This is a genomic window from Pseudomonas sp. Cab53 (assembly GCF_018325965.1).
Classification (GTDB): Bacteria; Pseudomonadota; Gammaproteobacteria; order Pseudomonadales; family Pseudomonadaceae; genus Aquipseudomonas; species Aquipseudomonas chlororaphis_E.
This window is the reverse complement of sequence record NZ_AP021902.1, coordinates 3,817,730-3,836,308: the sequence shown is the minus strand read 5'-3', so window position 1 is coordinate 3,836,308 and position 18,579 is coordinate 3,817,730. Positions and strand designations below refer to the sequence as shown.

Genomic DNA, 18,579 nt, shown 5'->3' with positions numbered 1-18,579 from the left:
AGATTTTACCAATGGCACCCTTTAAGGTTTTCGCGCAGGATCTCAAGCAATGCGGAGTCGTCGTCAGGCTCTCCTGTGATAAGAAATGCGGCTCCTGGGAGCGGAAGCATTTCAAGTTTCGGGTGAGTCTCCCAAGACCAGAACCTTCTGGGTAAAAGACCGGTAGGTCGGGCAATGGCGAGAAACGCCACGTGATCAGCCAATTCAAACCTGTGGTCCAGTTCAGAATAGGATTGCGCAATACCACAGTGTGGGCAGCATGAGACGTGCTCTTTGACTCCTCTTTTTTTGAAGTGAATCAGCTTGATCCTGCACATATCTTGAATGTGCGTGGTCTTGCGATGGATCGTGGAGACGATTTTCGGCATCTGCCGTACTAGATCCTCAGTAAATTCCGGGTCTAGTAAACAGATGTGAATTTTGCAGCTCCAGCACCGCTTTCGATGGATTCTGATGTGGTGAAGGGAGGTATTCACTTCGTGCTCAATGAATCTGAGTTTTCCCGTGAGTGCTCCTTGAATAAATTCAGGGAAGTCGATGTCTTGCTTTTCGATGGATACGAGGTAGGTGCCAGTACTGTCGGGAGACTCACGCTTGCACTCAAATCGAGGAAGTGCTTTGGTTGGCTTGCTGATGTGATGACGATACGCTTTCTTGGAAATGTCGATCCAGATACAGCGAATACCTGCTTCCACGTAGACTCTCTGACGCTCCTCGTAGTCGACATCACGCTGTGTTGATCGTTGTATTTCGACAGCCACCTTGGTCTTGCCATTCGGATGAGTACAAAGAACGTCAGCCCGATAGAATTTGCCGGAAGCTGTTACCCCTGACTGCTCAGGAAGTGCAGACCAACCCGCGGCTGTGGCAGCAAAAAGCGTTTTAATTTTAAGCATGACATGATCATCGCTTTCGCCGCCTGTTTGACTGAGTTTGCGCTCACCTGGCTTGTGGGAAAAGAAACGATGCCCAAGCCGTGAGACCTTGAGCACCGCTCGGCTTTTGGTCTCGGGCATGAAGAGATCCGGGGATTTGTTCAGTGCTTCGGTTTTCCATTCTTCGTCCGTTAGGAATACCGAGACAACGGGTGTCCCATCCAACCTATAGGCAAGCAGTCCCACAGTGCGTATCCATTGCATGATGTCGATGGGGCAATGGTACCTCGTACTGTTGTATCGCGCAGGGGCGCAATTACATACCTAGTTACATCATTTATTGACCAATTACTCTTTACGTTTTCTGGGTTTTGAGGTCGCTGACGAACTCTGATTGTTGGTCCGCTCTGCACTTTGCTCGACCTGTTTTGCAGCCGTCGTCTGTTCACTGGATCGTTCCCGCATGACCACGTTCTGCACGCGATGAGGCAGGATGCCGACTCGACGGGCTTCGATTTTGAAGGTCACCCGGGCGTTATCTTCGGCGTCCTCCCACTCATCGCGCACTGTCCGGCCTTCGACCAACACACGCATACCTTTCTGGTACAGCGTACTCCAGTGTTCAGCCTCGCGGTGCCAGAGCTCAACTGGCGCCCAATAGCCGCCTCGATCTTCATAGCTACCCTCGCGTGGCACGGGGTTGTCAAAGTACACATTCAGCCGTAGCAAACGCCGTGGCTCGTCATTGCCTGATGAAAATTCCTGGAACTCTGGCGCACTGCCAATGTTGCCTTCGCCGACAAAAAAAGTACTCATCCTGATACCTCCACTGCGGTTGTGAGTTGGCTTAGCAGCCGTTCGGCACTGGCCATTTTGATCGCGCAGGTCGATGCCTGGCGGTAGAGCGAATGCACCACGCTCATCTGCAAGTTCAGCGCAATGCGCTCGCATTCGAAACGGTACAATCCCTCGCGTATGGCTTGCAGCAAGGCTTTGTTGGAGACTTGGCGTTCCCAGACCGCAACCCCCATACGAGTGAAGTCACGGGTACGCCAACGCAAAAATGTGCTGCCTGCACTGGTGTTCTGCAGCACCAATCGAATATTCAGCAGTGAGTAAGGAGGTTGTGCGGCTTGCTGCACCACGGCCTCCATCAGGTGACATAACTGCGCCTCGATTTCCCTCGCCATCTGTGCCAGGTGTTCCAGCTCCCCCTTACCCTTAAAAGGTTTTAAAAGGCCTTTTAGGGAGGCAGCGTGTTCGAGTTGTCGATAGGCATCCGGTGTCAATGCTTCGCGGGGCAATGGTTGAACGGGTGTCATGGGACTCATGCTTCGTCCTCCGGCCCATTCACTGCCGCAGATGAGGCTACCGCGTCCTCCATCAACGCATCAGCGTCATCCACTGGCACAGCGCCACGACGAATGATCGGTGGCGCGAACTGGGAACGGCGATGTCCCTCAAGGATGTCCATGGGGGGCAATCCAAACTTTTTCATGGCTGCCAGTGCGCGGGCATTGTTTGCGGCCATGTCATCGCGTGTGACACCTGCAAGTCGATAACGCTGCGCCTGGCCGAACAGGCTGCGCAGCAGATGAGCACCGTCGTCTATCCAGGCTTCCATGTCTCTGCGACCAATCAAGGCGGTGTGATGAGCAAGCAGTGTGTGGCGCACCAGCGTGTCGTAGTCAGTCAGCAGGTAGACGGCGAGGAACCCCAGTTGGCTGCCGATGTACAAGGGCAAGGTGACGGGGTGGATATTGAGGTTATCGCTCATGTCGATCTGCGTCGGCAGATCCTGTCTGATCCGATCCAATTGTTGGGTCAGTTCCAGCATCCCGGCTTTGGCCTGCGTCAATTTTTCTTCGAGTTGCACGATGGCCCAATCGGCATAGGGGTCGTCCTGGGCCGCAGTTTGTTTCATCAGGTTGGTGACACTGATGTAGCCGGCCATGCCCATGATCGAATGGACGCCTTCACGTGCGGTTCGTCCTTGCCAGATACGGGCGGCGTGGTGGGTGTGCAGTGTCAGGGTGATGCTGCTGCGCAATGAGCCCAGGTTAAGCTGATAGTGATCGGCCACGGTGTTGTCCTCGCATCTGCTTGGACGGGAACGTTGCGACAGATAAAGGTCAAGGACAGCCAAAAAGCTGAATGCGGTCTGTTCGGTTTGGTTCGAGACGGCTAATTTCTAAGACGCTCGGCACTGATGCCAGTGGCATCAAATCTACTGACGTCCAGGGCGTTTGCCACGCAGCTGGCGCAACTCATTCAGGCATGCTTGGGCAAGGGCAGAGGCGGGTTCGCCCCGTTTTCTAAGTGGGCGTGACGGGACGGGTGGCGGTTCAGCAATAGGTAGCGATTCAGCCTGACCGGCCCAAGGACGAAACTCGCCTTTCAGCGCTCGCTGGATCAGGCTCATCAGATAGGCCGCTGGTTTGCGGATACCACCGGCGGCACATCGCGCGCCCGCTTCGTTGAGCACTGCCTGTCGATCCGCTGGTTTAAGTTTGCCCAGCGCCACGGTGACCGCCTGACGTTCGCTTGGGCTCAGCTGCAGAGGATCGGGCCAGTGCAGGTTATCCACCGCTGGGGTTGCGCGCGGTACAGTACAAATACTTTCTTTTAATACAGTACAGGCGGCGTTCGGATTCCGAACGGTGCCGGAAACAGCGGCGTTCAGACCCCGTTCGGAATCCGGACTAGGTTTCACTCGATTCCGAACGCGGTGATCACCTGCCAGTTCGGAATCGTGTAGCGCTTCATCGGTTCCTTGATCCAATCCTTGATGTGTCCAATGTTCGCTCCAACTGTCGAGCCGGGTGGGGAGTCGACCCAGGTCGATATCCGTGTCTTGGTGGATGTCTTTCACAATGTGCTGCGCGACAATACGTACAGCTTTGCTCGCATGATCGAGGGCATTTCCGACCAGCTCTAGATAATCCTGATCCAGCTCCATGGCTTCGGCGGGAGTTAACGGTTCATCGTGCAGGACATACAGAGAACCTTGTAGGCGCCCGCTGAGCTGATCGCGGCCACGACTCACCAAGCTAAGCCAGCGCGTCAACCTAAGCATCGTAAGGACGCGAGCGATGGTTTCGCGGGAGGCTGATACACCATAGGGAACGCTCGACAGGTAAGGTTGCAGATCTTCATAACGCGGGGTGACCACTCCCTGGCCCTGCAGCATGAGTCGAAATACTTGCCATGCATTACGTTCCAGCGGAGTCAGCCGACAATCCAGCAGCAGGCGACGCGGCACGACTTCGTGTGATTGGCCGCTGAAAAGAAAGCCAGCCTGAAGGGCCTGGTTGGAGGGTGGTTCCGTGGTCGGGCGTGCGGGCCAGTGTTCACTCAACTGTTGGGTGCATTGCTGCAGAACACGCTGCCAGCGACTGGACGGGGTGGTATTCATGTTCCGTTGCTGTAATGGTCGATCTGCTGCCAAACGATGGCCAAGCTGATCTGTTGCTCCTCCGCCAACATCATCATGGCGTCGAGCTGATCCTCAGCACCGTCCTGAGCGCGTAGCTGGCACCAACGCTGCCAGAGCGCATGTTCCTGCGCTTCGCTCAAGTTCTGAGGGCGGCCCTTACGGGTTTCTATCTTGAGCAGACGTCGGCGCAGGGCGGTTTCCGAATGCGCCAAGCCAAAGCATTGATACATGATAGTACTGCTGGCACCGAGCTTGAGCGCTCGGTTGATCAGGCGCTCGTTCTGTTCGTCGCGTTCGGCCTGGTCGATCAAGCGATGTAGCACCGACGAATCAATCTTGATCTCAACCCAGGGGACGGTGGCATGGGCCAGGCGTGACAGTGTGGTGGGCGGTAAGGATTGCAACAGGTAAATGTCCTCTTCACCCAGCCCGAGTGCTTTGCAGCGTTGCAGGTTACCCAGGCGCAACTCGTGAAGGACCTGAGTCAGCATGGCCTGGTTGAGCACATTGAAGGACAGGTTCATAGCTCCTCCTTTGGTGAGCCGCCTTCAGCGGTAAGCGTCAAGTCGATCAAGCGTCGAGCTAAGCGAATGAGGCGATACAGTTTGATTAAGAGACCGTCGGGCAGACGCTCCAGTCCTACGTCCACGGCGGGACGATCTGTCAGCGGGAGTTCATAGACCCCCAATAGCAGTTGCCCGAACAAGGCTGAGGGCAATTGCTTGCGATCCTCCCAGTTCACGTCGTCTTGGGCACGCAGCAGGGCCAGGAGCAATAGGTGAACGCCGGTTGCACGAGGTGCTGCAAGATCAAGTTGCTCGATATTCAGGGCGAAGCCCAAGCCATACTTCTGATCGATGATGCTCTCGGGATGTCCTGCATAGGCCGCCATTTCCCGAGCCAGTCCGGCAATGGCTAAACGTAGTTGTTCGGGGGTATCCAGTATTGGTGCGATGATCCAGATGTCGTCGATCGTGCAGGTTGCGACGTTCGGTGTTGGTTCGGTGGCAGTGTCGCGATCAATCTGTTCGCGAATTTTTTGGACACGTGACGGAGGGCTGACTGCTGATGCGACATTCGTTTCGGGCAGCGTGAGCTGCTCGTCTCGCGCTGTTTCGGTCCGGGTTCTAGTTTCAACTGATGGGGGGCGGGACTCGGAGGGGGAGGTCCTGCCGCGGCTTCATCAACGCTCGGTAGGTGGCTGTTCTCTGAAGGCGTGATGACAATGCCAGGCCGTTGTGTGGCGCTCAGCTCCAAGGTCAACATGCGGTAGGACTGTCCGAGCAAGCGGCTCATACGTTCGAGCAGCTCATCCTGGATTTGCTCAAGATCGAAAGACTCGGGATCGGCATCAAATTGGCTCAAGGTTTCGAGCCAAAACTCGGGGAACGCAATGATGTCGGTTGGATAACGATTCCAGGTTCGTTCAGCCTGGCTACGCAGACCGATCAAACGTTCAATTTTGGGTTTACCCAATCCGGCATACAGGGTTTGTGGAATGGCGGGCAGGAGGTGTTCGAGGGTGTCGAGCATCCGGCTGATGTGCGGCTGTGAAATGGGGTAGCCCCCAGCGGCAAGACGGCTCGCCAGCTCTCGTTGCGAGAGTGTCGCTCCATCTAGTTCGAACATGGTTTTGAGTTTGGCTACCGCCAAAGCACGCTCAATGAAGGTGAGTTGGCCGTGCAGATCGCTTTCAGCCAGATGGCCGAGCAGGGCGGTGATTTCATTGTTCCAGGGGCGGAACAGGCAATGAATGCGGAAGAAGCGTTCATCGCGGGTTTCCTGCCACAACTCGCCGAGAATCGCCAAGCGCGTATTACCGCCGTTGCGGATGATGAAATGGGTTTCTCCCGGGCGGCGGGTAATCGGCGGAGGTTGATCCAATCCGCGTTCACGGATGGACGCCTTGATATCGTCGTACAGCGGATTACGAATGAAGCGCGGGTTGTGTTCGTAGGGGCGTAGCTGCTCCAGCGTGACCAGCATAGGCGTGTCGATGAGTGGATCGGAAAGCCGCTCCAGTTCTGGACTCCGAGGGAAGTGGTCTTGATGCAGTTTGTCGGTGATCTGCTCCTGATTTAGCTTTTTCATTTGAGCAACCTCAGTCAACGCTGGTTGTACAAATTGTCGTCGACCTCGAACTTGACGATCTCGGCAGTGCCCGAACCTTCGAAATGGTGAGAAAGCTCTGCGAGGAGCCATCCTATGGCCGAGCGCCCACCCTGCAGGCGAAAAACTACGGTGCAGTACTCCTCGCAAGGTGGGTGGTTTAGTCTAAGAGGTGGTTGAACGATGATGGGAAGGTGATCCAGCATAAAGAGACTCCTTGCCAAACACCGTTGGCCTCAAGGTCAATCAAACTAAAATGACTTGGCGAGAGATACCGGCTTGGCGACTCATTTTATTGAGCCTCCTCGTACCTGCTTACTGTAGAGATTGCTGTGCTCCACTCCGGAAATAACTCGATGGCCAGCGCTTGCATAGTTTCCAGTGCCGAGGCTGAGCGTCGTTTACCTGACCGGCGCGTCTCAATTCGGTGTACGGGCAGACCGAGAGAGGCTGCATTGAGATACGCCACTCGGTCTGGAACTACGGTGTCTAGAACGAAGATGTTGGTAGCCCCAGCGAAGGTCTTCCGCAGACCGCAGATGATCATTCGAGTGTCCATCCGAAGGGCGTTCACTTGGTTCAGTAGCAATCGCAAGGGGGGTGGTGAAATGCCCAAGTGGCGGAACGGTTCGAGTTCGCTGAGCAACTTCAAGGTGCCACGACGTAGCTCGCGCGCTGCGAGCATTTCCGGTGTGATGGGAGAAAGGGCGAGATCGGATGCCAGGACGGCCATCTCCAGTAGCACGCTATGTGCGCCTTGGGTGTCGATCAACAGCAGGTCATAACGGGTACGGAAATGGTCGAGCAAATTGTGCAGCCGTAATCGCCCGTCCGGGGCGTGAAGTAGCAAGGTACTCAGTCGGCCTTGGTCATCGTTCGAGAGGATCAGATCGAGACCGACGACCTCGGTCATGGAGATTATCTGCTCAGGATCTGTTTGATTGAGTGCAATGAGTTCGTACGCACCGGCGGGGGCCTCGTGGTTCAAAGCGTAATAGCTCGAGAGAGTGGGTTGACTATCCAGATCGAGCAGCAGGACGCGTAGGCCAGCATCCGCTAGCAGACCGCCAAGATTGGCAGCCACTGTTGTTTTTCCCACTCCACCTTTGGTGGATACTACTGACACCACACGCATGACATCAGGCCTGCTGCGCCAAACGTTCAGTGATCCACTGTTCGATCTCCAGTGAGTCCCAGCCTACGGCACGCAGTCCAATGCGTTTGGCTTGAGGGAAGTTACCTTCTTTCATCAAGTTATAAATGTGCGCCCGTTTAAACCCGGTTTTCCGCTCCACCTCTTCACGCCGCATGATGTGACGTTCGTTAATGGATTGAGGCGCTTCAGCTATGGGGAAAGGTTGGCTGGGCATAGTGGTCACTCCTGGCGCGGGTTGGCGCATAGTGGGAAGTGACCTGAATTGAATAGCACTGATGGGAGAGTGTCATTGCATTGCAATAGATAAGATTGCAATGCAATGCTTCAATTCCGAGAAAGGCTACGTCTTGCCGCAGCAAATTTTTTATCCAGGGAGCGCTTGCTCAATCCTGGAACACCTTCAAAGTGCGCAGTGATTGAGTCAACTATAGCGGCTTGCGACTTGAACACCGAGTTAGGTACTCCTCCTGGTGAGGATCCAAGAAGGGTTTCGAGTAAAGCGCCGATGACGCACAGATATCCAGCCTCGCTACGGTCATTTAGCTCGCCTCGTGTCTCAACTAGAGAGTGTAAGCGTTCTCTTTCTAAGCCTATCGCCTTGAGTTCCTCCAGAAGGGCCTCATGAGCGATCTCTATCGCCCTAAGCTTGACTTCGAGAGCATCTCGATCAGCTCGCAGCGTCAAGTAGGTATCAATACTTATTTTTGAATCATCAGGCGGCTTTCTTCCAAATAGAAAAGCGGGGCGTTGGTCTGGATAATAGTGAATCATCCAATATTTGAGATCCGTATGCCTGACAGTTACGAGCCTGTAGTCGACGGGGCTACCTGGCCGAGTCGTTACACCGAAATAACCATAAGGGATCTCGTTGTTTCGTATGGCATCGAGAATTTTCCCCATGTTGATATGCAGACATGGCCATTGGGGAAATTGCTTCGACAGCAAGCCTGGACAATCCCAGGCGCTGTCTAGAATTCGAGCCTCGTGATCCATTAGCCCACACCAGCGTATGGCAGCATCAATCGGCCGGTAAAACGATTTTTCCCATGGATTGAAACTGTGAGCTGTGTACATGCTAGCGGCCTCATCCGGGATGCAACCGCTAGGTACCTTTTTAGACGCCTGTACTGGCCTTTGCTTCCTTGCGGTGCCTGTCTCTTGGTTCAGATCGATCCCTTGATAACCTCCGTCCTGGTGTTGGTCTGGGCCGGGGAGATCTAACGAAGAGCTTTAGCTATAATTAACTTATATTTGTTGGATAGCTCTATGATCCAGAACCGTCGTGTTATTTTCAGATGTGGAAGAATGTGGCTGAGAAGCCTAATTGCGTGGCTCCTATGTAACGTTCTCACATTCTGAATGCGTCCAGACGAGTCTTTTGGATCATTAGTTGATGGTGAATAAGTGCTGCGCAACCTGGCTTCATGGTTGTTGTGGCTTCGCGCGGAGATAATAGCTGGGCGGGATTACTCTTAAAAGTTCGTAGGGCAGAATACTGCTATGCACGAAAAAGATAAATTGCCAATGTGTGGGCCGTAGATCCTCGTAGCAATAATACGAACTACGTGTTGCGCAGACCTACGTGCAGACATGTGGTGCGCCCCCTAACCTACTATCGCTTTAAGCCACCGTTTGCCCAGGCGCTGACGAATACGTTCGTTGTCCCTGCACGCAAGTGGAGAGTGGCAGGCACCTGCCATCTCCACCTCTACCGTTGGGCCTGAGAAGCAGACTCCCCGAGGCCTCTATGCGCTGTCCGGTAATCCAGCCGTTACCTTCCCAGGTCTTTCGACCTATGATGAAACCGTCTTCGCCCACGCTGGCGGCAATTCGCTCGTAATGGTTGCTAATCGTTCGCTCACTGTCTCCGTTGGGGAGAAATGTCCATCGGAAAGACACGAGGCGCCCATCCACGGAGCTGATCATGTGGCCTATGATTCGAGGGGGCTTAAACTATAAACACCATCAAGTGAATAAGCGGCCGATAGCCATCCTATTATTTTTTGCGCAAAACATACACTCGCCACATGGCGTAGAACGGTATGAAGTCCAGGGATTTCTGAACACGGAAGCCGGCCTGTTCAAACTCTGACTCGACAGTATTAGCCGGTAATACGAACCGATTTTGGTAGCCGTCCTGTTCTCCTTTGTTGCGACGACGCACTTCGGTACGCTTGCGTTTCCACGCTTTGAAGTTGCCGTCCACCCATAGTGAGATAATTACGCTGTCGCGGGTAACGCGCTGAAACTCACGGAGTATTGCTAGTCTGTGCTCGGGGGCGCCGATGTGGTGCATCAAGCGCATGCAGAATATGTTGTCAACCGCGTTGTCCGGTAAATCGATAGCAAAGGCAGAGGTCTGCAACGGGCGAACCCGTTTCACCACCTCCGCCGGTTGGGCGATGGTTGCGACCTTCAACATCGACTCAGAATTGTCTGCGCCGATGATCACGCGACCAGGCTTTTGCGCCAGTAACGGCCAGAAACGCCCGGCCCCACACGGCAAGTCCAGCACCAAGCCAGGCTCGCCAGCGGCGACCAACGCACTACGCGCCAATTGCTCGTCGCGTTTGTGGGATAAACGGCGGGCCAGATTGTCCTGATGCTTGAGTAAATAACTCTGCGCGTGCTTATCGTCGTACTTTTCGGAAAATTCAAGCTTGATCGGATCGGGCATCAATGGGGCTCCATTTGTTGCAGCGAATAATTCCAGAGGGTATGAACTGTAATCCTCGTTCTGACCTGGTGCGGTCATGGCTGTGGCCGGGGGCTGCGTGACTATGGGAGCTTTCAGGTCATTCAAAAAATCTTATGGCTTCTATCAGAATGGGCGTGGAGCCTATTGACGATGAGGCAGGGGGCTGCGTAACCGTGGCGTGATTTTACGGCAGGGGTGACGAAGAGCTAGCTGCGTGATCGCATATAACCATGAGCTGTATTGATGGCTGGGCGTCAATAACATCATCGCGTTGCCGGTGAGATTGGTAGGTCTCATTCATGGCTTCAATCGCTGCGATGTACTTCAGTTTTAACGTCAGCGGATACCTGCTTGCTGAGAATCAATTTTGGCGATGTCAGCTTTTAAAGAATGGCGGCTTTTGACGTCGACAGACGGAGTAAGCAAAGAGATCTGACGGATAGCGGTTTGGCAGTTGGGGGCCGGTACACTGCTTTTAACCTTCGGGTTTTTCCCGCACGGAACAGTCCTGGCCTTGGTCCTGACCGACCGAATGCCTTACGTTCCCCCACTTAATCAACTTGAGCATTACACGACGCTACGACGTGGCGTGACCAGAGAGCACATGCTCACTGGGCTCTTTGAGAAAATCTTAAGCGCCAAAGGACTTTTGCCAAGTCCTAGAGCGGTCAATGGCGAGATTATCTATGTATTCATTTGTCTGACTTCGCTTTAAAACTCTGGCTCGCGACACCGTCCGCAGGACGACGTTGATTCGCGCAGGGCAGCAACCCGCGGTGCTCCCAGAGCTTCAATATGGCGTCCATGCAGGCGCTACTTGCTCGCGCCAGCTGGCTCGGATCTTCAGCTTCCAATAATTCGCACATTAACCTGCGAATGTAACTGGCCAGCCACATGGCGAGAGGGTCATCCCGGCACTTCGATAGTTTGGTCGATAATTCCCGGCCTAGTTTCAAGCATTGAATTTCATTCTCCAACAGCATGGCAGTATCACTCCTTCCGGACCGAGGCTGTGTAGCGGCCTGGGACTGTCATTTCTTTCGGGATACGTTCAGCGTCCGATGGCGTCCAAAAACTGATACCAACCGGCGACCATTCGAACCACGGGTACTCGCAGCGAATAAAAAGGTATACGGCGTACTTTGTCCGCCCACATCAACCCCAATTCTGGCTTCCGCCCAACGATGACATCTGCGACATGCTTACCGATGTATGAGGACATGGCCACTCCCGTGCCGTTGTAACCCATGGCATAGACCACGCGGTCATCAATCCGTCCGACGTGCGGCACACTGTCAATTGTGAGCGCCACCAGCCCCGACCAACGATGGGTGATGGTCGCGCGGGCGAGTAGGGGAAACTGCTTGACCATCGCTTCGTGCAAGGCATTGAAAGCCGCCTCGGAGTCATCCGTGCCGAACGCACCGCGACCGCCGTACAACAGACGGTCCTCGACCATCCGAAACCAGCGCATCATCCGCCGCGTTTCGGTGTAGCTGCGGCCGTGGCGCAACAACTCCAGCTGCGGGCCGGTGAGAGGCTCGGTGGCCAGCATCGCCGAACGAAAAGGCACAACCGATTTGCGCACAGGCGCAGTAGCTGGCGTTAGGCTCGAGTAACCGTTAGTAGCCAACACGACTTGCTTGGCACGGACAGTGCCAGTAGGTGTCTCCACCCTGACGCCCGTCCCCATCCGCCGAATGCCCATGACGGGCGCGCCCTCATGAATACTGACTCCCGCCGCGCTCACACCGTCGGCCAACCCCCGGACGAAGTTCAATGGGTGTAACAAGCCTCCACCTCTGTCGAGGACGCCGCCGACAAAATCGCCAGAGCCGGTTTCCTCCTGCATCTGACCGGCGCAGAGCACTTCGAAGGAGCTATCCCCCAAATACTCATGCAACCACTGCGCCTCCCGCACACAGTAGTCCAGCGTGGCCTCGTTGTGCGCACAATGCAGGCTGCCGCTGCGCCGATATTGCGCCGCTTCCAGCGAATAAACCGCCACCAGCTCCTCAAGGTGTTCCACCGACTCAAGGGATAGACGACGCATAGTCTGAGCCATCTCCAGTCCGTATCGCGCCGCCACCTTGCTCAGCGAGATACGATACTTGGCCGACACCACGCCACCATTTCGACCGCTCGCCCCCCAGCCGATGCGACTGGCTTCCAGCACCACTGTTGCCAGCCCTTTTTTCGCCAAATAATGCGCCGTGGACAACCCGGTATAGCCTCCCCCCACCACGACCACGTCATAGCTTCGATCACCTTCCAGCGCTGGAAATGACGGAGCGTCAACGGCCGTGGATTGCCACAGTGAAGCAATATCGGCTGCAAAAGGACTGACGGCCATGGTTCGCTTCCTCAGGAATATTTCACGGCTGGGTTGCTCAACTCGGCTTCCACTGCGTCAGCCAGCTCTTTCATTGAGTGGAAGTGGAAGTCGGGTTGAGTGACCTTTTCAGGCACGGGCGTGGCGCCATAGCCCGGGATGTCGTGACGACGTTCGATCCAGCAAGTGGTATAGCCCGCCTCGTGCGCCACACCGATGTCGTGATACTGGCTCTGAGCGACATGCAAAATGTCACATTTCTGGAAACCTGAAGCTGACTGACGTCCTTGGTTGTAAGCGAAATACAGTGGGTCGGGCTTATGTACGCCGGTTTCTTCGCTGGTGAGCGAGTCATGGAACGGATAGCCCAAGGTGAATTGGTAAGCGGAGAAGGAAGTGCGATCGACGTTGGTCATGGCGACTAGACGGAAATGCTTGCGCAGGCGAGCCAGGGCATCCACGGAATCGGCAAAGGCTGGCCAGGAGACCACTGAAGCCTGAAAGCGATCGCCGGCGGCCTTATCGCTGATCAGTCCCAATTCGGCTGCGAACTTTTGATAAATATCGCTCATGGTGTACATGAATCGATTGGGAGCACGCATGTCGCCGCGGTACACGTCATCTGCGGTTTTGTAAGCGTCGAAAATGGCGTCGTCAGAAACGTTATAGGTTTCAGGTCCGCCGATACTGCGTACGGCCGCCAAGATGCCGGCTTCGAAATTGATCAGGGTGCCTACTACGTCAAAGGTCAGGACTTTGAAATCAGTCAGTTTCATTGCGGTTCTCCAGGGTGTTTTATTAGTTAAATGGCAATTCAGCAAATGACGGGCACACATCTGCGCACAGGCGGGTTGCCGCATGCGGTGGATCAGGTTCAGGTAGTGGGATAAAACGCAGCGTTTGAAACTGGACGCAAATGTCAGGTCACTGGAACATGGCAGCGAAGCGTGCGCGGTTCTTCAAGTAGTAAGCGTTCACTACTTCATCGACCGAACTATCCTTGGCTTGCATCTGCATGGTTTCCAGATCGTTCAAAGGCAACGTGTAATGCTCGAGGAAGGTGGCGATCTTCGGCTCGTCCGCCTTGAAGCCCAGGCGGGAAACCACATGGATATGCTCAGTGCCGCCGAAGATGTTCTTCGAGTCGACGAGATAGCGCAATTTCCATTTAGCAAACATCCAGTGCGGGTTCCAGGCGTTGATGATCGACCATTTGTCACGGGACTGATCCCGCGCTAATTCCGAGAGCATGCCTGCTTCGGAGGAAGCAACCAGCTTGTAGTCTTTGAGGCCATATTCGGCGATGGCTTTTTCGGACAGTTTGTATTGCCCATTTCCCGCTCCTGCCGACAGGATTCGATTGCCGAATTTCGCCGCAATGCCCGGCTTGTTCAGGTCTTCAATACGGGACACCTCACTGGCCGGAATGCTGTCTGGAATCGCCCAGCCAATCTTGCCGTCGTACACGGTCCCCAAGTCTTCAACTTGAGAGCTGTACTTGTCCCAGAAGGTTTTGTGCGCCCCTGGCAGCCAGACCATTGGAATGAAGTCGACGCTCTTGTTGGCTAATGCCTGGAATTGGATGCCCAGGTCGGCCATGACGAGTTTGACCGGATGGCCAGTCACGTCTTCGATCGCCTTGGCGGCCAGTTTTGCAGTGATTTCTGCATCTGCCCAGTTGATCCAGCCGATACGGATCGGTGCCTGCTCGGCGGAGACCGGCAGTACCTGCAAAAGGGAAAGCGCCAAGCCTCCCATCAGAACCTTGAATGTGTGCACCAAGCGCATTTGCGTCTCTCCTGAAATTACGATAAAGCTTAGGTAATGGAATAGAGGCAGATCAATACTGGTTATCGCAGACATGGACGGTCGTATACGCCGGCCTGGTTGCCATATGGCCATGATTCTGCGGGCAGAACAAACAACTAATTCACGACCTTTGGATAACTTTTTGTAATGGAAAAGCTTCGGCGGCGCCTTCCTCCTCTCAACGGTCTTGTGGTGTTCGAAGCCGCCGCGCGGCTGCTGAGTTTTACTGCGGCGGCCCATGAAATATGTATTACTCAGGCGGCCGTCAGCCGGCAAATTCGGCTCGTAGAAGAGTTTCTCGGTCACGAGCTATTCGTGCGTGAACACCGTCGGGTCAGCCTTACCCCTTCTGGGAGGCGTCTGTATGCAGCGGTGGATCAAGGAATGGAGCGCATTGCCCAGGCAGCCAGTGATATCCGCAGCGGCACGCAGGAGGCATTGACGATCACGGCCACCATTGGCTTATCGACCTATTGGCTGATGCCCCACTTGGAGGCTTTTCAGGCCGAGCACCCTGAGGTGGCGATCCGGTTGCTGGCGCTGGACCGGGAGGTGGATTTACGCGAGGAACAAATTGACGTGGCCTTCACCTGCGGCGATGAGGGACAGTCGCAGCATATTCGCATGACCCGCCTATTCGATGAAAATATGGTGCCGCTGTGTAGCCCTGGCTACCTCGCTGGGCGCCAGATCAAAAACTTGCAGCAACTGGTGGGGGAGCGTTTGTTGCACTTGGACCACGAACACTGGCGCGGCTTCAACTGGCCAGTGGTGGACTGGTCCACCTGGCTCAACCAGATGGGCTATGAAGGCCCGTTGCCGCCCTCGCGCATGGCCTACAATAACTACGCGCAGCAGATTCAGGCGACCCTGGATGGACGCGGCATAGGGCTGGCATGCATCGGTATGCTCAAGACGTATCTGAACAGTGGTCAATTGGTGCAGCCGCTGGCATTGGAACACAGAACCGCGCGTGGTTATTACATGGCGGTTAATCAAGCCAGCACTAACGAGGCGGCTTTGCAGGTATTTCTGGAGTGGTGGGAGCGCTCAGTGGTGATCTGAACAAGCATTGGGCGAAACAGGTGGCCGCTTTGACAAGATGGCGGTACCCCAATGCGAACTTTAGCGCTGATGTTGCATGCGGTTTGGCAGTAAATCCTCCACCTCTTCACGACCAGGTGTGTAAGCCCCCTGCATGTGAGCAAGACACCAACGCACAAGCCGCAAAGAACTCCAATCCTGCACGTGGCGCTTGGGACCGCCTACGGCCGTGGGTTTCGGTGAATAGATCGGCAACCACAGTCCAGCCTCATCCGATAGTTCATTGTCACGGTCAAACCTGCGGAGGTGGCTCTTCAAGGCTATCGACGACAGCTTCCGCTCGTTCAACACATCAAGCTTGCTTCTATTCCAGATGCGGATGACCTGATTGTTTAGACCTATAAGTTAATAGCCGATGGTCAAGCATCTGATCAAATTCGCCCGCGTCCTGTATTCCGGCAAACACAGTATCCAGCTTCCAATTTTGACGATATTCCTCGCCTGTTGGAAAGCTAATTCGAGCGTACCGGATCACCGAAAAATAACGTTCATGGCCCGCGGTACGATCATCCAGAGCAACAAAAGTACAACCGATGGCGACACCAGAAACCATCCTGGATTGATCAAACGGCGTGCGCGTGATGGCGCCGAAGCCGCAAACTGGGCTCGAATAATGGACGTGTTCATGATTATTTACCTGTGCGGCTGTGACCGCCGGCACTAAGCCGGCGGAGGTAAGGGGCTATTTTTTTTGAGATAGCCTCCACGCTTCATCTCGCGCTCGGTTGTGGACTGGGTAGAAGCCAGCGCTTGCTCAACCGACATTTGTCCTGTCAATGCTGCGGAGAAAAGCTTGCCTATCGATGTATCGATCGACTGAAACTCGGGGGGCACCACGTATTGAATGCCCAGGTACGGAACAGGTTTGGCGGAAGACTGCGACGGGTCGGCGTGCTTCATCATTTGCAATGTCATTTGGGCAAACGGTGCGGCCTTGAGGTAAGCGTCACTGTAGGTCGAGATGCGTGTACCGGGTGGCACGTTCGTGATGCCATCCTTATCGGTCACTAGCTGGATGTACTCCTTGGAGGTGGTCCAGGTGACGAACGATTTGGCGGCCTCTTTGTGCTTGGAGCTGGCAGGAGTTACCAATGACCAGGCGTACAACCACGAGACTGCCATTTCTCATCGAACCAGCGCGCGCGAAAGGCGGTGGCCATCGTGGTGATCAAGGCCGTGTTTTCGCCCCTGCCGGCTTTGCCACGCAAGCACATGCCATATGGCTCCTTGGAAGGATTATTGAACTTCGCAGAGAACTCAATATTACCGCTTGAAATTAGAAATAGTATTTCATAATCAGGCTTGTTACGCTTTCATCGGTATTGTATTCCGAGGTGCTTTCGATAGCGTATTTGTTTGACCAGTAGTCGTATTCGACCCCAGCATAGAAGTGCTTCTCTCCATAGCCGAGGTGTTTTCCTATGTCATACTTTACTTGCGGATTGAACAATAAATTACGATGAGAGTCTCCTTTGTTGTTGACCACCCAGTCCATATAGCCATCGATTACCAAATCGGAACGTCCTACTGGGATGGTATATGACCAGCTTGGTGTAATCTGCCATTGGCCAGCAGGCGCAATGCCTCCGTCAGGTTTACGATAGTAAAAATTTATCTGGAAATAATCAAAACCTGGAAGCGCAAGGTCGAATCCAGGACCTAACAGATAATTGACCTGGTCGTGTTCACCATTTCGATCGTTCTTATCCCATTCAATGGTCGTCGCAATCAAGATATCCTTGACAGGGCCGTAGGAAAGAGTGCGATTAAACATCTTTCCAAGTGATAACCGCGGCGCCGCCTCAGTGTAGATAGAGTGATGACCGTCATTGTATGTTACTCCTCCTGGATACCAGTTGTTATCCATGAAAAAATAGATATCGCCCCACGTCCAATCACTAACGTGCTCATAGGTTATAGTCTGGACGATCTGAGCGTCCACTTTGAATTCTTTGCCATATTGATAAGTAAGGCTTTCACTATGCCAATTCATGTCTGCAAATGCTGGCGTAGGGATACAGGCCATACTTAGGAGGCCGGCGCCCCCTGTCGCAGTTACTAATTTTTGAAGTTTCATTATATTCCTCACCCCAACGTACTAAAGCTGATCGGTCGACGAGATTTTCATTTTTCAACGTGTCGAGCCAGACAAACACCTTATTGTGCGAAACCTATTAGCAGTATCCCCTTCAAAAGTGATTTTCTCCGCTCGGAAACATAAAGCTAAATTAGGGGTGGATCGGTATCACTCGCCCATGGCTGGGTTTTCGTGCAGTGGTCATCGGCCGCCAAAGTGCAGCCCTTGCATCGGAGATATCAGGTGTGATCCAACCCTGGCTGAGCCGGGTGCCATGGCGCGGGTACAGATCCCTGGCCACGGATACACCTTCATCCGTCCGGAGCACGACCAAATCGACATCGAGCAGGTGCGCCCGGATAGGCTTGTCCAGAGCTTCGTTGGAATAGACGATCGAGTTCCAAAATCCGGCTAGTATGTACCAGTCATTTTTGTTGAAAGTGCAGCCGCTCGGAATCTCGGATGCGTGTTTCTGGCTGTTTTGTGGCGAAAACATCGCGGGTTCCCTCGATATGATGGAGTTCACATGTGGATAATGTCCTGCATCTGACGATGATCAGAAATGCCCCAATTGACGTATAAGTTGACTGAAATTACGATTTTTAACCGAGGGTCGCCCCTTGAGCATTTAATCCTTTAGCGTTTTCGTCGATGTCCGTGGTAGCCGCATGGTCCGGCGGAGGCGATGGTAATCTGGGTTTTGGCCGACCTCCTTACATAGGATTTGTTCTGCGGTGTCGATCTGTCTTTTGCTAAGGATGCTCCGATCAACTTGCCGCGCGGTGGCGGCGAGCCGGGAATTCCCTGACGTGAAACGCTACATACGGAAAAGCGCCCTGTACTCAGCTGATTGGCGGGCTTTGCGCCCAGTTCTCCGGATCAGGCGCGCAACTCGTCCATACCATCAGCTGTTTTGGAGCCATCCGCAGGTTTGATAGGGCGAACAGCGTGGTCAGTTGACCGGAGTATCCTTAAACGCTTGA

At 54.2% G+C, this 18,579-nt stretch carries 17 protein-coding genes and 3 pseudogenes; 1 reads left to right on the top strand and 19 read right to left on the bottom strand.

All coding sequences use genetic code 11. The features are described 5' to 3' along the window. Positions 1-5 precede the first annotated feature (5 nt). From KI241_RS16620 to KI241_RS16550, 15 genes and pseudogenes are all read right to left on the bottom strand, one after another. A complete protein-coding gene (locus tag KI241_RS16620; RefSeq protein ID WP_212802737.1) occupies positions 6-1,016 on the bottom strand; it encodes a hypothetical protein in 1,011 nt (336 codons plus the stop codon). A 207-nt stretch (positions 1,017-1,223) separates the two neighbouring features. Further along, positions 1,224-1,691 carry a single-stranded DNA-binding protein gene (locus KI241_RS16615; RefSeq protein ID WP_212796460.1) on the bottom strand — a complete coding sequence of 156 codons (468 nt, stop codon included), beginning with the start codon at positions 1,689-1,691 and terminating at the stop codon, positions 1,224-1,226. Next, positions 1,688-2,206, bottom strand: a complete 519-nt coding sequence (locus KI241_RS16610; RefSeq protein ID WP_212796459.1) for a DUF3158 family protein — start codon at positions 2,204-2,206, stop codon at positions 1,688-1,690. The genes KI241_RS16615 and KI241_RS16610 overlap by 4 nt, the downstream gene beginning before the upstream one ends. Then, the gene (locus KI241_RS16605) at positions 2,203-2,958 is read right to left on the bottom strand and encodes a PFL_4669 family integrating conjugative element protein (RefSeq protein ID WP_212802736.1); all 756 of its coding nucleotides are present in this window, start codon (positions 2,956-2,958) and stop codon (positions 2,203-2,205) included. Before KI241_RS16605 ends, KI241_RS16610 begins: the two co-directional genes overlap by 4 nt. A 144-nt stretch (positions 2,959-3,102) precedes the next feature. After that, complete coding sequence (locus KI241_RS16600; protein WP_212802735.1) at positions 3,103-4,290, bottom strand: STY4528 family pathogenicity island replication protein; 1,188 nt, start codon at positions 4,288-4,290, stop codon at positions 3,103-3,105. Continuing rightward, on the bottom strand, positions 4,287-4,835 hold the full coding sequence (locus KI241_RS16595; protein ID WP_048392851.1) for a DUF2857 domain-containing protein: 549 nt from the start codon (positions 4,833-4,835) through the stop codon (positions 4,287-4,289). The genes KI241_RS16600 and KI241_RS16595 overlap by 4 nt, the downstream gene beginning before the upstream one ends. Next, positions 4,832-6,402 (bottom strand): annotated as a pseudogene (locus tag KI241_RS16590) (ParB family protein). Before KI241_RS16590 ends, KI241_RS16595 begins: the two are co-directional and overlap by 4 nt. Positions 6,403-6,712: 310 nt before the next feature. Further along, positions 6,713-7,555 carry a ParA family protein gene (locus KI241_RS16585; protein WP_212802734.1) on the bottom strand — a complete coding sequence of 281 codons (843 nt, stop codon included), beginning with the start codon at positions 7,553-7,555 and terminating at the stop codon, positions 6,713-6,715. A 4-nt stretch (positions 7,556-7,559) separates the two neighbouring features. Continuing rightward, positions 7,560-7,790, bottom strand: coding sequence for an AlpA family transcriptional regulator (locus KI241_RS16580; protein WP_212796455.1), 231 nt, complete (start codon positions 7,788-7,790; stop codon positions 7,560-7,562). 110 nt (positions 7,791-7,900) lie between these two features. After that, positions 7,901-8,650, bottom strand: coding sequence for a hypothetical protein (locus KI241_RS16575; RefSeq protein WP_212802733.1), 750 nt, complete (start codon positions 8,648-8,650; stop codon positions 7,901-7,903). Between the two features lie 922 nt (positions 8,651-9,572). Beyond that, a complete protein-coding gene (locus tag KI241_RS16570) occupies positions 9,573-10,253 on the bottom strand; it encodes a class I SAM-dependent methyltransferase (protein WP_212802225.1) in 681 nt (226 codons plus the stop codon). A gap of 713 nt (positions 10,254-10,966) precedes the next feature. Further along, on the bottom strand, positions 10,967-11,257 hold the full coding sequence (locus KI241_RS16565) for a hypothetical protein (protein WP_212796453.1): 291 nt from the start codon (positions 11,255-11,257) through the stop codon (positions 10,967-10,969). A 68-nt stretch (positions 11,258-11,325) separates the two neighbouring features. Further along, entirely contained in the window at positions 11,326-12,627 is a 1,302-nt protein-coding gene (locus KI241_RS16560; protein ID WP_201007364.1) for an FAD-dependent oxidoreductase, read from the bottom strand. Positions 12,628-12,638: 11 nt separating this feature from the next. Continuing rightward, positions 12,639-13,382 (bottom strand): HAD-IA family hydrolase, encoded by a 744-nt coding sequence (locus KI241_RS16555; protein ID WP_201007362.1) that lies wholly within the window; start codon positions 13,380-13,382, stop codon positions 12,639-12,641. A 148-nt stretch (positions 13,383-13,530) separates the two neighbouring features. After that, on the bottom strand, positions 13,531-14,394 hold the full coding sequence (locus tag KI241_RS16550; RefSeq protein ID WP_212802226.1) for a glycine betaine ABC transporter substrate-binding protein: 864 nt from the start codon (positions 14,392-14,394) through the stop codon (positions 13,531-13,533). A 168-nt stretch (positions 14,395-14,562) separates the two neighbouring features. Here KI241_RS16550 and KI241_RS16545 point away from each other — a divergent pair, with 168 nt between their 5' ends. After that, the gene (locus KI241_RS16545; protein WP_201007359.1) at positions 14,563-15,480 is read left to right on the top strand and encodes a LysR substrate-binding domain-containing protein; all 918 of its coding nucleotides are present in this window, start codon (positions 14,563-14,565) and stop codon (positions 15,478-15,480) included. A gap of 502 nt (positions 15,481-15,982) precedes the next feature. Here KI241_RS16545 and KI241_RS16540 read toward each other — a convergent pair. The 4 genes and pseudogenes from KI241_RS16540 to KI241_RS16525 all read right to left on the bottom strand — a co-directional run. Then, positions 15,983-16,146, bottom strand: a pseudogene (locus tag KI241_RS16540) (sugar ABC transporter permease); the annotation flags it as partial. 33 nt (positions 16,147-16,179) lie between these two features. Continuing rightward, positions 16,180-16,778: pseudogene (locus tag KI241_RS16535) on the bottom strand (hypothetical protein); the annotation flags it as partial. Positions 16,779-16,795: 17 nt separating this feature from the next. Next, complete coding sequence (locus tag KI241_RS16530) at positions 16,796-17,545, bottom strand: outer membrane protein OmpK (protein ID WP_236124391.1); 750 nt, start codon at positions 17,543-17,545, stop codon at positions 16,796-16,798. A gap of 202 nt (positions 17,546-17,747) precedes the next feature. Then, complete coding sequence (locus KI241_RS16525) at positions 17,748-18,092, bottom strand: hypothetical protein (RefSeq protein WP_201007352.1); 345 nt, start codon at positions 18,090-18,092, stop codon at positions 17,748-17,750. Positions 18,093-18,579: the final 487 nt, after the last annotated feature.

Bases quoted from the DNA above. Each gene is read 5' to 3' on its own strand.
- KI241_RS16620 (WP_212802737.1), bottom strand. From the start codon at position 1,016: ATGCCCGAGACCAAAAGCCGAGCGGTGCTCAAGGTCTCACGGCTTGGG.
- KI241_RS16555 (WP_201007362.1), bottom strand. From the start codon at position 13,382: ATGAAACTGACTGATTTCAAAGTCCTGACCTTTGACGTAGTAGGCACC.
- KI241_RS16560 (WP_201007364.1), bottom strand. From the start codon at position 12,627: ATGGCCGTCAGTCCTTTTGCAGCCGATATTGCTTCACTGTGGCAATCC.
- KI241_RS16595 (WP_048392851.1), bottom strand. From the start codon at position 4,835: ATGAACCTGTCCTTCAATGTGCTCAACCAGGCCATGCTGACTCAGGTC.
- KI241_RS16575 (WP_212802733.1), bottom strand. From the start codon at position 8,650: ATGTACACAGCTCACAGTTTCAATCCATGGGAAAAATCGTTTTACCGG.
- KI241_RS16545 (WP_201007359.1), top strand. From the start codon at position 14,563: ATGGAAAAGCTTCGGCGGCGCCTTCCTCCTCTCAACGGTCTTGTGGTG.
- KI241_RS16580 (WP_212796455.1), bottom strand. From the start codon at position 7,790: ATGCCCAGCCAACCTTTCCCCATAGCTGAAGCGCCTCAATCCATTAAC.
- KI241_RS16525 (WP_201007352.1), bottom strand. From the start codon at position 18,092: ATGTTTTCGCCACAAAACAGCCAGAAACACGCATCCGAGATTCCGAGC.
- KI241_RS16570 (WP_212802225.1), bottom strand. From the start codon at position 10,253: ATGCCCGATCCGATCAAGCTTGAATTTTCCGAAAAGTACGACGATAAG.
- KI241_RS16565 (WP_212796453.1), bottom strand. From the start codon at position 11,257: ATGCTGTTGGAGAATGAAATTCAATGCTTGAAACTAGGCCGGGAATTA.
- KI241_RS16600 (WP_212802735.1), bottom strand. From the start codon at position 4,290: ATGAATACCACCCCGTCCAGTCGCTGGCAGCGTGTTCTGCAGCAATGC.
- KI241_RS16610 (WP_212796459.1), bottom strand. From the start codon at position 2,206: ATGAGTCCCATGACACCCGTTCAACCATTGCCCCGCGAAGCATTGACA.
- KI241_RS16615 (WP_212796460.1), bottom strand. From the start codon at position 1,691: ATGAGTACTTTTTTTGTCGGCGAAGGCAACATTGGCAGTGCGCCAGAG.
- KI241_RS16550 (WP_212802226.1), bottom strand. From the start codon at position 14,394: ATGCGCTTGGTGCACACATTCAAGGTTCTGATGGGAGGCTTGGCGCTT.
- KI241_RS16585 (WP_212802734.1), bottom strand. From the start codon at position 7,555: ATGCGTGTGGTGTCAGTAGTATCCACCAAAGGTGGAGTGGGAAAAACA.
- KI241_RS16530 (WP_236124391.1), bottom strand. From the start codon at position 17,545: ATGGCCTGTATCCCTACGCCAGCATTTGCAGACATGAATTGGCATAGT.